This is a genomic window from uncultured Photobacterium sp., from assembly GCF_947039875.1.
GTDB lineage: Bacteria > Pseudomonadota > Gammaproteobacteria > Enterobacterales > Vibrionaceae > Photobacterium.
On sequence record NZ_CAMRAN010000017.1, the window covers coordinates 1 to 16,151 of the forward strand.

At 41.1% G+C, this 16,151-nt stretch carries 10 protein-coding genes; 5 read left to right on the top strand and 5 right to left on the bottom strand.

The genetic code is table 11. The annotated features are described in order from the left end of the window. Window positions 1-26: 26 nt before the first annotated feature. Window positions 27-3,041, bottom strand: a complete 3,015-nt coding sequence (fdnG, locus tag Q0V26_RS07905; protein ID WP_297480318.1) for a formate dehydrogenase-N subunit alpha — start codon at window positions 3,039-3,041, stop codon at window positions 27-29. 959 nt (window positions 3,042-4,000) lie between these two features. Here fdnG and mepA point away from each other — a divergent pair. After that, window positions 4,001-4,783, top strand: a complete 783-nt coding sequence (mepA, locus tag Q0V26_RS07910) for a penicillin-insensitive murein endopeptidase (RefSeq protein ID WP_297480321.1) — start codon at window positions 4,001-4,003, stop codon at window positions 4,781-4,783. A gap of 91 nt (window positions 4,784-4,874) precedes the next feature. Here mepA and Q0V26_RS07915 read toward each other — a convergent pair whose 3' ends face one another. Continuing rightward, the gene (locus tag Q0V26_RS07915) at window positions 4,875-5,129 is read right to left on the bottom strand and encodes a YfhL family 4Fe-4S dicluster ferredoxin (RefSeq protein WP_045043384.1); all 255 of its coding nucleotides are present in this window, start codon (window positions 5,127-5,129) and stop codon (window positions 4,875-4,877) included. Between the two features lie 5 nt (window positions 5,130-5,134). Beyond that, window positions 5,135-6,523, bottom strand: a complete 1,389-nt coding sequence (gene yegQ, locus Q0V26_RS07920) for a tRNA 5-hydroxyuridine modification protein YegQ (RefSeq protein WP_080158949.1) — start codon at window positions 6,521-6,523, stop codon at window positions 5,135-5,137. Window positions 6,524-6,843: 320 nt separating this feature from the next. Here yegQ and Q0V26_RS07925 point away from each other — a divergent pair, with 320 nt between their 5' ends. Next, complete coding sequence (locus Q0V26_RS07925; protein ID WP_297480330.1) at window positions 6,844-8,301, top strand: permease; 1,458 nt, start codon at window positions 6,844-6,846, stop codon at window positions 8,299-8,301. A 134-nt stretch (window positions 8,302-8,435) separates the two neighbouring features. Here Q0V26_RS07925 and rdgC read toward each other — a convergent pair whose 3' ends face one another. Continuing rightward, entirely contained in the window at window positions 8,436-9,347 is a 912-nt protein-coding gene (gene rdgC, locus Q0V26_RS07930) for a recombination-associated protein RdgC (protein ID WP_199190773.1), read from the bottom strand. 126 nt (window positions 9,348-9,473) lie between these two features. Continuing rightward, on the bottom strand, window positions 9,474-9,959 hold the full coding sequence (locus Q0V26_RS07935; RefSeq protein WP_297480333.1) for a VOC family protein: 486 nt from the start codon (window positions 9,957-9,959) through the stop codon (window positions 9,474-9,476). Window positions 9,960-10,167: 208 nt separating this feature from the next. Between Q0V26_RS07935 and Q0V26_RS07940 the strand changes: the two genes are divergently transcribed. From Q0V26_RS07940 to phoB, 3 genes are all read left to right on the top strand, one after another. Next, a complete protein-coding gene (locus Q0V26_RS07940; RefSeq protein WP_297480335.1) occupies window positions 10,168-11,400 on the top strand; it encodes an exonuclease SbcCD subunit D C-terminal domain-containing protein in 1,233 nt (410 codons plus the stop codon). 17 nt (window positions 11,401-11,417) lie between these two features. Next, window positions 11,418-15,215 carry an AAA family ATPase gene (locus Q0V26_RS07945; protein ID WP_297480339.1) on the top strand — a complete coding sequence of 1,266 codons (3,798 nt, stop codon included), beginning with the start codon at window positions 11,418-11,420 and terminating at the stop codon, window positions 15,213-15,215. Window positions 15,216-15,406: 191 nt separating this feature from the next. Continuing rightward, window positions 15,407-16,096, top strand: a complete 690-nt coding sequence (gene phoB / locus Q0V26_RS07950) for a phosphate regulon transcriptional regulator PhoB (RefSeq protein ID WP_065192588.1) — start codon at window positions 15,407-15,409, stop codon at window positions 16,094-16,096. The last annotated feature ends 55 nt before the right edge of the window (window positions 16,097-16,151 follow it).

A 16,151-nucleotide genomic window follows, 5' to 3' on the forward strand; every position in this document is an offset into this window, starting at 1 on the left:
ATATTCTGTGATTCCATACCCATGGCTTACTTCACCTTCTCTACGTTAACCAAAAATGCTTTGTATTCCGGTGTTTGTGAGTTAGCGTCACCCACACATGGCGATAACGTATTCGCAAGGTAACCCGGCTTAGTATCGCCTTCGTAGCCCCAGTGAATAGGAATACCGACAGTGTGAACTGCTTGGCCGTTAACATGCAGTGGTGTAATACGCTTAGATACATAAGCTTTAGCAACAATAGCGCCACGCTTAGAGGTTACACGCACCATATCAGCATTGTTAATGCCACGCTCTTTCGCTAAACCTTCACCAATTTCGACAAATTGTTCTGGTTGTAATACCGCGTTGAAATGAGAGTGACTGGTCCAAGTATGGAAGTGTTCAGTCAGGCGATAAGTGGTACCCACAAATGGATAATCCGCTTTAGTACCTAATTGTGCTGCATCATCTTTGAATAAACGTGCCGCTGGGTTTGAAACCACATTTTTATGTAATGGGTTAGTGCCAATCGGTGTTTCAAATGGTTCGTAATGCTCAGGGAACGGACCTTCAGCCATTTTATCAAGTGCAAACAAACGGCCTACGCCTTCAGGTTGCATGATAAATGGACCCGCATTACTTGATGGTGGTAATTTAGCGTTAAAGTCAGGTACATCTGGGCCAACCCATTTGTTACCGTTCCATTCCACTAACATACGCGCTTTATTCCATGGCGTACCGTCAGGACGTGTTGATGCACGGTTGTACAATACACGACGGTTAGCCGGCCAAGACCATGCCCAGTTTGGTGCAATACCTAAGCCTGAAGGATCGCTGTTATCACGACGTGCAGTTTGGTTGCCCGCTTCAGTCCAACTACCGGTGTATAACCAACAAGCTGCATTGGTTGAACCATCCGCTTTTAGTTTACTAAAACTTGATAGTTGCTTACCGTTGGCATCTTTACCGTTAAGTTCTTGTGCTAGCTCTTTGGTATTTGGCGCCGCAGGGATCGCATAATTCCAATCAAGCGATAGGATAGGATCAGGGTATGTACCGCCTTCTTGTTGGTACATATCGCGCATCTTCAAGAAGATACCCGCTAGAATTTCAGCATCACCTTTTGCTTCTCCTGGCATATCAGCAGCTTTCCAGTGCCACTGTAACCAGCGCGCTGAACTTACGATAGTGCCATCTTCTTCAGCGAAACATGCACAAGGTAAACGGAACACTTCAGTGTCAATGCTTGCAGTATCAACTTCATTAACGTTAGGTTTATTTTGCCAGAACGTAGAGGTTTCAGTTGCAAGCGGATCAACAACCACTAAGTATTTCAACTTAGATAAAGCATCCAATGTTTTTTGCTTGTTAGACATTGATGCAACAGGGTTGAAACCTTGACAGATATAGCCATTCATTTCGCCTTTGTTCATCATTTCGAACACGCGCAACATGTCGTAGCCTTGATCCCACTTCGGCATCATATCGTAGCCAAAGTTATTCTCAGTTGTTGCACTTTTGCCGTAGAAAGACTTCAGTAATGACACGAAGAATGCTGGGTAATGCTGCCAGTAGTTGGTTTGATCTGCTTCAAGTGCCACTGGGGTGTGGTGCTTAAGGTGAGCCGCTAGATCAACATCTTTGTCTGAAGGTAGTTTTAAGTAACCCGGTAGGCTTTGTGCTAATAAACCAAGGTCAGTAATACCTTGAATATTAGAGTGACCACGCAAAGCATTAACACCGCCGCCAGCCATGCCCATATTACCTAATAGTAATTGGATCATTGCCATACAACGGATGTTTTCAGCGCCTTTAGAGTGCTGAGTCCAGCCTGTCGCATACAAGATAGTGGCAACGCGGTTATCCGCCGCTGTACTACCTAGTGCTTTACAGACGTGATCAAACATATCAATCGGTGTACCGGTGATATTAGCAACAACATCAGGCGTGTAGCGAGATACGTGATCTTTAAGTAAATTCCATACACAACGAGGATGTTGTAGTGATTCATCCTTTAATGCATAGCCTTGATCGTCAAGTTGGTAGAACCAGCTGCTACGATCATACTGACGTTTCTCAGCATCATAGCCAGAGAATAGACCATCGTGGAATGCATAGTCATCACGCACAATAAAGCTAGCGTTGGTGTATGCTTTAACATACTCATGATTCACTTGACTGCTTGCCATTAGGTAACGAATAGCACCTAAAAGGAAAGCAATATCAGCGCCCGAACGGATCGGTGCATAGTGATCAGCCACTGCTGCTGTACGCGTGAAGCGTGGATCAACCACGATAATTTCAGCGTTATTGGTCTTTTGAGCTTCAATCGCCCAGCGGAAACCTACAGGGTGTGCTTCTGCTGCGTTACCGCCCATAACAAGAATAAGGTCGGCATTTTTAATATCAACCCAGTTGTTGGTCATCGCGCCGCGGCCAAATGTTGGAGCAAGACTTGCTACCGTTGGACCGTGTCAAATACGCGCTTGAGTGTCTACAGGAACCATACCCAAACCACGAGCAAATTTCTGCGTCAACCAACCATTTTCATTACTTTCCGCTGAGGCACAAAGCATGCCTGTTGTTAGCCAGCGGTTAACCGTAGTGCCTTGTTCGTTTTTCTGAATAAGGTTTTCGTCACGGTCTTGTTTCATGAGTTTAGCGATACGGCTAAAGGCTTCGTCCCATGTTAGACGTTGCCATTTATCAGAGCCTGGAGCACGGTATTCTGGGAATTTCAAACGTTGTTCGCTGTTGACAAAACCAGCTAGGCCCGCACCTTTAGGACATAATGCACCACGGCTTACTGGATGATCGGGATCACCTTCAACGTGAAACACTTTTTGTTTAATATTACCGCCAGTAGCACCTGTGCTATACAGTAATGTGCCACAACCCACTGAACAATAAGAACACGTATTACGCGTTTCTTTGGCTGCGGTTAATTTGAATTCACGAGCTTGAGCCCATGCTTTTTGCGGAATTGTGGCAAGCGAAGCTATAGTTGTTGTTGCTACAGCCCCCGCACACAATTTAAATAATTGACGTCTACTTATATTCAATCTCAAAAGACCTTATTAGAAATAAAGAAGAGGGTGAAATCTAAGTGGTTATTATATGGGGCAATATAAAGTCGTCAAATTTTGCTATTAGAAACAAATGGATAAAAAACAAAACAATAAATTAAATAATATAAATAACTATTTAAATATCATTAATAATTAATGAAAGGTAATGATGTAAGGATTGCACTTTAAAATAAATTTATAGCTAATTATATTGTAACAATAATCATTGTCATTTGTACCTATTTTTGTTCTATTATATTTAGTCATGTTTCATTTTTAATAGTAAATATATTGATATAATGTATGACAAATAAATAACTTATTTTTAAAGTGAATTTCAGTTAAAAGAACACATATTTTGAGGCTGTGTTATATTTTTTCTTTTAGCTATATAAAGGTTGTTATAATTTATTTCCTTTAGGTTACTATTTGTTTTTAATTTAAAATCAATTCGTTATGTTTTTTTTGGTCGGTATTTTTTATCTGTTAATTAACCATAAATAACAACGAAGCAATATAAAGTTAATAATATAAAAAAGATATAGGCCGCCAAATACGTTTAATTAAATGCAATCTTAAGTATCATAATTGGAAATGTAAAAGGTTATTAAATGAACAATGTTAGTTTTTTTATATTTAATAACGCAGTTTTATTTTATAAAAAATAGGGTTTGTAGTTGAAATTATGAATGTTTTTTATTTAAAAAAGTCACTAGTATTGGTCTGTTATTTTTGATTATTAAAAATAAAAAGAGAATAGTGCTATGAATATTTGAATAACTATAATTTATCAGAATATTTTAAAACTAAACAATAATAAGCTATTTAATAGATGAATTTTGCATCGCCTGAAGGTTGCGTTATCATTAGGGTAATTGAGGTCAAAAAGGAAGAATAATGTGTTCAGGATGATAATTACAGGGTTGATATTTGTTTGTATAAGTCAGAGCGTAATGGCAACACCATGGGAAAAAGTAAAAAAACCCAGTAAAGGGGATTCAAGATCGATTGGTTCATATGCCAATGGATGTCTTGCTGGTGGTGAGCGCTTACCGCTACAAGGTGATGGTTATCAGGTGATACGTTCTGAGCGTGGCCGTTATTATGGTCATCATGAAATGATTGTTTTTTTGCAGCAATTAATGAAGCAATCACAGCAACTAAAAATTGGCAATGTATTGGTGAGTGATATTGCGATGCCCCGTGGTGGTCGCTTCTCATCTGGGCATGCAAGTCATCAAACAGGCCTTGATGCTGATATTTGGTTGAGAATACCTGATAAACCATTATCACCACAGGCACTAAAAACAGTTTCAGCATTGCCGATGGTCGATGTGAAAAATTACAAGATCATTGACAAGAACTGGAGCTCAAAGCAAGCACAATTAATTCAACTTGTTGCCAGTGATGATCGCGTTGCTCGTATTTTTGTCCATCCAGTGATCAAACAACAACTATGTAAAGCAAAGTGGAAAGACCGTAATTGGCTTAGTAAAGTACGTCCTTGGTTTGGTCATTATTACCATTTCCATGTGCGCTTAAATTGCCCTGCAGGAAGTACGGCTTGTGAAACACAAGCACCACCGCCAGCAGGTGATGGTTGTGGTACTGAACTTGCTTCGTGGTCACCTAATTATAAAGCACCGGTGACGAGTGAATCAGTTAAGGCTGTTAAACCTAAGCCCAAACCTGTGAAAGTATTACCACCTATGTGTGCGATAGTATTAAAAAGTTAGGTTTTTGCTAGAACTAGTAAATGATATGACATAAAAAAGCGCCGCCCAGTTAACTGAGCGGCGCTTTTTTGATACGGTTTATTAGTGATGACTAAGCAAGACCTTGCAAGGTGACAAACTTTTCAAGTAGTTCGTCATCTGATTCGATATGTTCAGGATCAGTAATAATGCAATTGGTGATCGGACAAACTGACTGGCAGGTTGGCTTATCATAGTGCCCTTTACATTCAGTGCAGCGATCAGGATTAATTTCGTAAAATTCATCCCCCATGGTAATGGCCTCATTTGGACATTCAGGATCACACATATCACAGTTAATGCATTTAGTTGTAATGAGCAGTGCCATAATGCTTATTTACCGTCTTTAGGGGCGTGTGGGTTACGGGTATCTTCACCGTTACTTAAATTACGCATTAATAGACCAAAACTTAGGTCCATGTCTGATGGCATTGGAATAAACACAAAGTGACCATTACCTTTGGCATCATCAATCACTTCTGATTTACGGTTTTCCATGGTTTCAAGTTTGAAGACAACGTTACCTTGCGGTGTCATTACTTCAAGGCTGTCACCAACAATGAACTTGTTCTTTACTTCAACTTCAGCAAGGTCGCCACGGCGTTTACCTGTAAACTCACCAACAAATTGTTGAGTTTCTGAAATTGAGTAACCGTAATCATAATTTTGGTAAGCATCATGAGTGTGGCGACGAAGGAAACCTTCAGTGTAACCACGGTGCGCTAGGCTTTCTAATGTACCCAGTAATGAGTCATCAAATGGTTTGCCAGCAACAGCATCATCGATCGCTTTACGGTAAACTTGCGCAGTACGAGCACAGTAGTAGAACGATTTAGTACGGCCTTCAATTTTTAGTGAGTGCACACCCATTTTAGTTAGGCGCTCAACATGTTGTACTGCACGAAGATCTTTAGAGTTCATGATGTAAGTACCATGTTCATCTTCAAATGCCGCCATTTTTTCTTCAGGACGGTGAGATTCACTTAGTAGCACAACATCATCAATTGGCTTACCTAGACCTAATGTATTGTTTGGACGCTCTTCAACTTCTTGAATCTGAATTGCATCTTGAACTTCAACAATTTGACCTGAATCATTCTCAACGGCTTTTTCTACTTTGTATTCCCAACGGCATGAGTTAGTGCATGTACCTTGGTTTGGATCGCGTTTGTTGATGTAGCCAGATAATAAACAACGACCAGAATACGCCATGCAAAGTGCGCCATGAACAAAGATTTCTAGTTCAGTATCAGGGCAATGCTCACGAATTTCTTCGATTTCTTCTAATGATAGTTCACGTGAAAGAATAACACGCTCAACGCCTTGGCTTGCCCAGAATTTTACGGTTGCCCAGTTAACAGCATTTGCTTGTACTGACAGGTGAATAACAACCTCAGGAAACGCTTCACGTACCATCATGATTAGACCTGGATCTGACATGATAAGTGCATCAGGACCCATATCGACAATTGGCTTTAAATCACGAATAAAGGTTTTAAGCTTAGAGTTATGCGGTTGAATATTACAGACCACATACAGCTTTTTACCTTGTGCGTGTGCTTCATCGATACCAATTTTAAGGTTATCGTGGTTGAATTCATTATTACGAACGCGAAGGCTGTAACGTGGTTGACCTGCATAGACAGCATCTGCACCATAGGCAAAGGCATAACGCATGTTTTTAAGGCTACCGGCTGGAGATAATAATTCTGGTTTAAACATTGCTCAATTCTCTTAGATGTCTGATTCCAAATCAGCCTATAACACCTAGTGCTATAGGGAGGAGGCGAGATTCTACTTTTTTCATTCCCACATTGCCAATTTTCTTGAAAATAATGATTCTCTACGGCAATTGATCGCACCATTAACGGAAATTTAGCACTATTCTCAATAGTAATTGTTGGAGTTTAATCTGTTCGTTAATGCACTAAAATACATACTTAGTATGCATTAAATACATTAGATATATTTTAGGGCAACATGTAAGGATTGTTTGCATAATGTTGCTACTAGTTTAATCGCAATATATTAAGAAGGTATATATGATCGGGCAAGATATTGGTGGATTGGTTATCCACTTGTTTTCTACATTTGGGAATATGGTTTGGCAAATCTTTTGGCCATTAGCATTTGGTTTAATGTTGTCGTCATGGATACGTAATTTATTACCTGTTTCAAGTGTGGTTAAGCACTTAGGTAAAACGACCGTAGTGAGTCTTGGCTTTACTACCTTTTTAGGCATGGTGTCATCATCATGTTCATATGCTGCGGCGTCACTGTCTCATACTTTACTGACGAAAAAAGCGACTGTTGCTAACGCAATGGCATTTTTGGTTTCAAGTACCAACTTGATCATAGAAATGTTCATTGTCTTAGTTGCTTTGATGGGCTGGACATTTTTTTGGGGTGAGGTAATCGGTGGTTTGATTTTAATTGTAACCGCTGGGGTTTTATTTAGCCGTTTTTATCCAAAAGATGTTGAACAAGAATTGCGTCAACACCTCTTGGATGCGCAACCCCAAAAAGCAAGCTGTGGTATGGATATGTCAAAGATGAAGGCTAGCGACAGTGACTGCGGCATGGATATGTCGAAGATGAAAGCTGACGACAGTGACTGCGGCATGGACATGTCTAAGATGAAGTCTGACGACAGTAACTGCGGCATGGATATGTCGAAGATGAAAGCTGACGACAGTGACTGCGGCATGGACATGTCTAAGATGAAGTCTGACGACAGTGACTGCGGCATGGACATGTCTAAAATGAAGTCTGATGACAGTGATTGCGGCATGGATATGTCAAACATGAAGTCTGACGACAGTGACTGTGGTATGGATATGTCAAACATGAAGTCTGGCGATCATTCTGCAATGAAGATGGCTGCTGAGCCTCAATCTGCCACCATGGAAAAAATTACCAAGTCAGCGGGTTTCTTCCAAATGGATATTGCCATGATTGGTAAAGAAATCCTGATCGGGGTGGTGGTATCTTCCATTTTAATTGCATTAATGCCTCAAGATGGTTGGCGCGATCTGTTTATTAGTAATGATGCTGGTTTACCTGTGTGGTTACATTCTTTCTTAGATGTGATTATTGGTATTTTTGTGGCAATGATTGCTTATGTTTGTTCTGTGGGTAATCTGATTTTAGCGGCAGCATTGTGGCATGGTGGTATTTCATTTGGTGGCGTGATTGGTTTCATTCTATCGGATGTGTTAACTATTCCAATGATTCGTGTTTACCAAAAATACTACGGTAAACGTCCAACGAAATGGATGGTTGGATTGTTATTCGTGTCTATCTTATTTACTGGTTTGTGTGTTGATGCAATCTTTAATGGTTTTGGTTGGGTTACCGCTGACCAAACAGTACGTGCATTAAATCAATCAGGCTTTGGTTTGAACTTCACCACCGTGATGAACCTTATCTTTATTCCTGTTTCTATTTGGTATTACCGTTTAGGTAAAAAAGCCAATGCAAGCATGGGAATGAGCATGTAACGCGGATAAACGTTTATAACGAACAGTTTATCAGTAAACAGCAAAAGAGCCGTCATGTGCTAACACCTGACGGCTGTTTTTGTTATTCAAGCAATACTTATATAGCTGAAAATTTAATCTCGAAAATATAGAGATTAACCTTTGTTTTCTAAGCCGCCGATAACATCAAATAGGTTGGGTAAAAATGCAGAGAACTCGCCGCCCATTAATGACAGGTCAGCATCAATGCGCTGTGCCATATCTTCACGGTCGATATCTTCGTTTTGATCTTTTAATTCATCAGAGAATTTAAGACGCTTAACGGTTAAGTCATCGGCCAGAATAAAATCAATGCGGTCTTGCCAATTCAGTGCCAGTTTAGTGACTACTTTATTCGCTTCAATGTGCGCTAGAATCTCATCGCAATTTAAATCTTGTTGCTTACAACGGATCACACCACCGTCTTCTTCAACAGCTTTAAATTCAGCTTCTTCACCAATGGTAAAACCTTGTGGTGATTGGTTGCTGCGAACCCATTCTGTCAGGGTTAATGCTAATGGTTTTTCAGGTACAACCGGAACAACCGGTAAGCTACCGATTGATTTACGTAATAATGCTAAAACATCTTCAGCTTTTTTGTAGCTACCCGCATCAACCACAATGTAGCCTAATTTAGGCATGATTAACGCATAAGTTTGATGTTGACGACTGAATGCGCGTGGTAATAAATCCATCACTATTTCGTCTTTGAGGGTATCTTTCTCAGTCTTTTTCAATTTACGACCAAGATCTTTTTCCTGCATTTCAATTTTGTTGTTCAATGATTCTTTGATCACTGACGCTGGCAGCATTTTTTCTTCTTTGCGAGCACAAATTAAAATGTTGTCACCAGAAACATGGGTAAACATATCGCCATGTTTACCTAATGCGTGTGCCCAGCCAAATTTTTGAATGTCTTGGCTACCACAGGGTGTAAAGCGGAATTCTTCCAGCTGTTTTTCTATTTGGTCTGCATTTAAGTCAATCTCACGCGTAAAACGGTAAGTCAGTATATTTTTAAACCACATCATGCTAGTCACACTTCCTAGGGTAAACAGTTGGGAGCTTATCTTAACTCAACCGCTGTAAATTACTAAGTAGCGTTTGTGATTGTTGCAAGGATTGGCGACCACCAATCCTTTAACTCAAAAATATTATTCATACTTTGTGGAGTAAGTCTCTTCATAAGTATGTGAGTACAGCTCAAATAAGTTACCAAAAGGGTCTTCTAAATAAACCATTTGAGAGGTGTTGCTGTCATCCTCTGGGTGGTAACGCATGATATCCATACGTACTTTACCGCCGTATTGTTCAGTTCGAGCAATAACGCCATGAAAGTCATCGGTTTGAAGACAGAAATGGAAAATACCAATGCGAGAGAAATCAACCTCATGACGTTGCTGGCGGTCTTTCATTTCAAACAGTTCAAAGCCGATGCCATCTTTAGTTAATAAATGGGCAATATTAAACCCTTTAAAACCTTCACCAAAAACAGCAATACACATACGACCAATGGCTGTTTCACGCTCTTCGGTTACTTTGGTATTACCCATCACAATATCAAGACCCAATGCTTTGGTATAAAACTCAACCGCGGTATCCATATCGCCAACCATGATGCCAACGTGATTTATTTTCATAATTTACCTCAAATATTGATGATTAATTGGTCATTTTCTGTTGCTGGTAATACTAGGCTAAGTCTTAAATAATATAAAATTATCAATTTTTATTAAAATGATAATGTTTAGTTATGATGACTGTTAGTGAGTAATCAAAATCCTGTGTAGTTGATGGCTCACACGGTACAATCTGATGATTATTTCTGGCTGGTAGTGTTATCCCATTATGAAAATTATCCATACCTCTGATTGGCATCTCGGCCATCAATTACATGGCTATAGTCGCGCAACCGAACATCAAGCATTTTTAGATTGGCTTGCTGATACCCTTGAGCAACAACAAGCGGATGCCTTATTAGTGGCAGGGGATATTTTTGATACTGCTAACCCTGCCGCCAGTGCGTGGGAAATGTTATATCGATTCTTAGCGCGATTAGCTAAAACATTGCCCAAATTAGATGTGGTAATGATCGGTGGCAACCATGATTCACCCAGCAAACTCGATGCGCCCCAAGCGTTATTAAAGGCCTTTGATCTGCATTTAGTCGGTGGTATTCACCGATTAGATAATGGCGAATTAGATTGCGATCGAATGTTAGTACCATTAACCAATGCCGATGGTGAACAAGCGGCGTGGGTGCTCGCGGTGCCATTTTTACGTAGTGCGGATTTACGCACTGAAAATTTAGCTGAAACAGATGATCGACTGATTAAAGGGGTTGAAGTGTTGTATGCCGAAATGACCGCCGCTGCTCGTGAGCGTAAACAGCCTCAGCAAGCGTTAATCGGTATGGGTCATGCGTATATGGCGTCAGGCAAAATATCTGAAATGTCAGAGCGACGGGTATTAGGGGGGAATCAACATGCGTTGCCAGCGACTATTTTTGCCGATGATGTTAGCTACGTTGCCCTTGGTCATTTACACTTGGCTCAGAAAGTCGCTAAGCAAGAACATGTGCGTTATTGCGGCTCACCAATACCATTATCAATGGCTGAGCGTAATTATAGTCACCAAATTGTGATGGTTGAATTAGACGGCACTGACGTTACTAATATTGAGCCAATCACCATTCCTCGTCGTGTTGATATGCTAAAAGTACCAACTAAACCTGCGCCCTTAGATGAAGTATTAGTGGCACTTAAAGCGCTATCTGATGATGAGCTTCCTCGTGAGCAACAACCGTTTTTAGAAGTGCATGTGTTACTTGATAAGCCCCAAGCTTTATTACGTGAAAAAGTGTTACAAGCGTTGGAAGGTAAATCGGTTCGGTTGGCTAAAATTACCCCGCATTATCAACAGATTGAACAGCAACAAGGTTTGCAGCACCAACGTTTATCCGAAGTGTCACCGCAACAAGTATTTTCGCTGAGTTGGAATAAAAAATACGATGGTGAACCTGATGCTGCGATGACTGCCGCTTTTGAAAGCTTATTAGTGCAAGTTGAAGAACAACAATAATAATAGAGAATAATAAAATGAAAATACTTGCACTGCGTGGTGAAAATTTAGCGAGTTTACAAACCAAATTTGAGATTGATTTTGCTGGTGGACGCTTAGGCGAAGCGGGCTTATTTGCGATCACGGGTAAAACAGGCGCGGGTAAATCAACCTTACTCGATGCGATTTGTTTAGCGTTATACGATCGTATTCCTCGCCTGCAATCTAATAAAAAAAATGATGCTGAAATCGGACGTGATGATGACGATAACCGCATTAAAGCCAACGATGTGCGCAGTATTTTATCGCGCGGTAAAGCCGAGGGTTTTGCTGAGGTAGATTTTATTGCTAACGATGGTTCGCATTGGCGTACCCATTGGCAAGTGCGTCGTGCTCGTGGTCGAGCGGAAGGTAAAATGCAAGCCGCTGAACAATGGTTAGAGAATATTGAAACTGGGCAACGTTTTGCGGGTAAAAAACAAGAATTACAAGCTGAAATAGAACGCTTAATTGGGTTGAGTTTTGATCAGTTCCGTCGTGCTGTGATGTTACCTCAAGGGGAATTTGCGGCATTTTTAAAAGCGGGTGCTGATGAACGTGCCACCTTACTTGAACGAATGACGGGCGGTGAAATTTACGGTCGGTTGTCGATGGCGGCTTATAAGCGTTCAGCTGAGGAAAAACAAAAGCTGGTTCAGTTACAAGATAAGCTTGGCGATGTGGCCTTATTAACGGATGAGCAAAAATTGGCATTAAATAGCCAGTTAGAGGTTGTACGTCAGCAAGTTAATACTCAGCAACAACAGCTTGAGCAATTAAAACAGCATCAGGATGTCATGCTAACCGCGGCAAAGTTACAGCTACGGATTACTGACAGTGAGCAACAGTTACAGCAAGCTGAGTGCATTCAACAACAAGCAGCACCACGTTATATTGAGTTACAACAATACGAACAAGCTTTGCCTGCCCGTGGTGACTTTACGTTATTAGCACAAGCTAAACAGCAAGTCAGTAAGTGGACGGTAACAGAGCAACAAAGCAGCGCTACTTTAAAAGATAACCACCAACAGCAAGTGCAATTGCAAGCAAGTACTGAGCAATGCCAACAGTTACTGACTCAAAAACAACAGATGTTTAATGCGCTAGAACCAAAATTAAAGCAAGCAGCCACCATTGAACAACAACATCATGGCTTACAGTTGCAACGTGATGAGTTACAACTGCAAGTTTCACAGTTAACTAACGCGTTAGCACTTAACCGTGAGCAATTATTAAAGCAGCAACAGCAACAACAGGCCTCGCAGCAACAGTGCCAACAGCTGGTGGTTGAGTTAGAGACAACGCAAGCGGTGAAAGCGTTAGCCGAACAGCATAACGCGATCAAAGATAACGTTAACCAATTTCAGCAAGCACAAACCGATATTGCTCACCTGCAAGCGAATATTAAACAACGTCAAATAACATTAACCACAATCACTCAACAACAAGCTGACTTAGAACAACAGCTATCAGGTTTCGCGGCACAACAGCAACAGTTAACGGTACAAGTTGCAGCGCATGATCTTGCTCAATTAGAACAAATACAAGATCAACAGCGTCAGGATTATAGTGCTTATCAGCAGTGTAATAGCCAATTAAAAGACAGTTTATATGGCTTAGATAAGTGGCATGGGCAGCTACAGCAGCGTGATAAATTGCAGTTACAACAGCAAGCATTAGCGGTAACGATCACCAATAATCAACACCGTTTAACCGTATTAGCCCCTGAATTATTACAATTAGACGCGCAACATAAAGAAGTTGATCATCAACTGACTCAAAGTCGTGCGGTGATGAACTTAACTGATTATCGTGATCAATTGATTGAGGGCGAAGCATGTCCGTTATGTGGTGCGCTTGAACATCCATATCAGCAACATAATCCGCAAGTTGCCACCATTATTAGTCAGCAACAGCAGCGATTGCAGCAGCTAGCCCAACAATTGCAAGATGTTCATGCCGAGCAGCGTCAACTGACCCAAACCATCACGCAAGATCAACACACCCAAACCGAATTAGCGCAAGAGATTGATGGGCTTAATGCGAATATTCAAACATTAGTCAGTCAGCAACAATGTCATTGGTCTGATTTAATGGCGCTTGATCTTGATGCGATAACGTTGGCTGAAATTAGCTTATCCGCCGTCAGTGATGTGGCTCAATTGGCACATTATCAAGCCAATTGGTCACAAGCGCAGGATGATGCGATAGCACAAATGCAGACCATTAAAACCCAAGGCGAGCAGCGTAAAAAACTGATCACCGAGGTTAAACAGCAACAGCAACAGTTGCTGCAATTGAGTCATCAACAAGCTGAGCTCAAAGAAACCTACCATCAGTTGTCGCAACAACAAACGCAAGCGCAAGAGCAGCAAAAAGCGTTAGTGTCACAATGTGAAAGCCAACAAAAAGTCTACGAACAAAGACAACAGGCATTAAATACAATTTATGGTGATGATAGGTGGTTAACTGCATTATCTCAGCAAGGTAAAAATAGTTTTATTGCTGAACTTGAGCAACAAATAGCGCAATATCAAACCAATGTTAGCCAACAACAGCAATTAGAAAAACAGTTAGCTGAACGTGCTCCTGTATTGGCTCAGTTAATCAGTGGCGTTGAGCATAACGAGCAGCAGTTACAGACGATGACCAATAAAGATCATCAGTTAATGCAACAACAAACGCTATATTGGCAACAACGGCTTGATCTCATTGGTGAGCAATCGTTAGATGTCATTGAACATAAAGCCAAAGCTGAGCTTGAATACCAGCAACAACAATTACAACAACAGCAAACTCTGCTTAATCAGTTAGCCGAAGCGATGGCGACGAATGAAGCGCACCATCACCATGCTCAACAGCAATTGGTTGAAGCCAATCAAGCTCAGCAACAGTTACAACAAACATGGGGTAATTGGTTAGAAAAATTAGCCCTGACTGAGCCTGAATTGACCGCGTTATTGAGTAAAGATGATGCATGGTTGCAACAACAACGGGCAGAGCTTAAACAGATCGAACAAGCGTTATCTGCTAGCCAAACGGTATTAAAAGAGCGTCAGCAAGCAGATGCTGATCATCAGCCGTTGGTCGAATTAGCGACAGGTTGGTTTACTGCTCATGACATCAGCAATGATGCGAGTTCACAACAGCAAACCATGACGGAATGGCTGGCTAAAAAACAGCATAGTGATGATCAGGTGTTTCAATTACGTCAGCAATTAGTCCATGCTGAGCAAGCAGAACAACAGGCAGGGGATCTACGATCTGCGTTAGCGACACAACAAACCCAAACCGAACTCTGGCTACAAATGAATGAGTTGATCGGCTCTGCTACGGGCAATAAGTTCCGTACCTTGGCACAAGGGTTAACCTTACAACAATTGGTGTTAGTGGCGAACGAACATTTGCAAGATTTAGCCCCGCGTTATGCTTTGCAACCTGTACCTGGTAGCCCGTTAGCGTTACAAGTTATTGACCATGATATGGGCGATGAAGTCCGTAGTGTGGAATCGCTTTCTGGTGGTGAAAGTTTCTTGGTGTCGTTGTCGTTAGCATTAGCGTTAGCCTCACTTGCGGCTGATACGCGCCAGCTCGGTTCACTGTTTATTGATGAAGGTTTTGGTACGCTTGATCCTGATAGTTTAGAGATGGCATTAGCCTGCTTAGATGCTCTGCAAGCAGATGGGCGTCAGATTGGCGTGATCTCGCATGTTGGTACACTTGTTGAACGGATTGGAATCCAAGTAGCCGTCGAAGCTATTGGTGGTGGACGTAGTCAAATTGTTATTAAAGGGTAATAAGATTGCCATTAATTACATGGCTTTTTTTCTTGCAATATCAACTAATAAGCCTATTTTAAACGGTTATTATTAATTATATTAAAACGCGATTTATCTGAAAAAGTCACAAAAGTGTCATAATGAACACACATAATGAACACACATAATGATGCATGTCAGAGAAAACAAACGACTAGGTATATTTTATTATGGCAAGACGGATTCTTGTAGTAGAAGACGAAGCACCGATTCGCGAAATGTTGTGTTTTGTCCTAGAGCAAAATGGATATCAAGCAATAGAAGCTGAAGATTACGATAGTGCATTAGAAAAAATGTGTGAGCCGTATCCTGAGTTGATCTTAATGGATTGGATGTTACCTGGAGGCTCTGGCATTAACTTGATCAAACACTTTAAACGAGACGAATTGACACGCCAAATTCCAGTGGTGATGTTAACTGCCCGTGGTGAAGAAGAAGATAAAGTGCGTGGTCTTGAAGTGGGTGCGGATGATTACATTACCAAACCTTTTTCACCGAAAGAGTTAATGGCACGTTTGAAAGCCGTGATGCGTCGCGCTTCACCAACGGCTTTAGATGATGTGATTGATGTGCAAGGATTGAAGCTAGATCCTGTTTCACATCGCGTAACCTCTGTTGATGAACCATTAGATATGGGCCCGACTGAGTTTAAGATGTTGCACTTTTTTATGACTCACCAAGAACGTGTTTATAGCCGCGAGCAGTTGTTGAACAATGTGTGGGGTACCAATGTTTATGTTGAAGATCGCACCGTTGATGTCCATATTCGCCGCTTACGCAAAGCGCTTGAAAATGGTGGTCACGATAAAATGATCCAAACCGTACGTGGGGCGGGATACCGTTTTTCGACACGCATGTAAATATTCCATTGTGCTTACCCGCTGTAGCAAACTCGTTACCTTCATTATTATCATG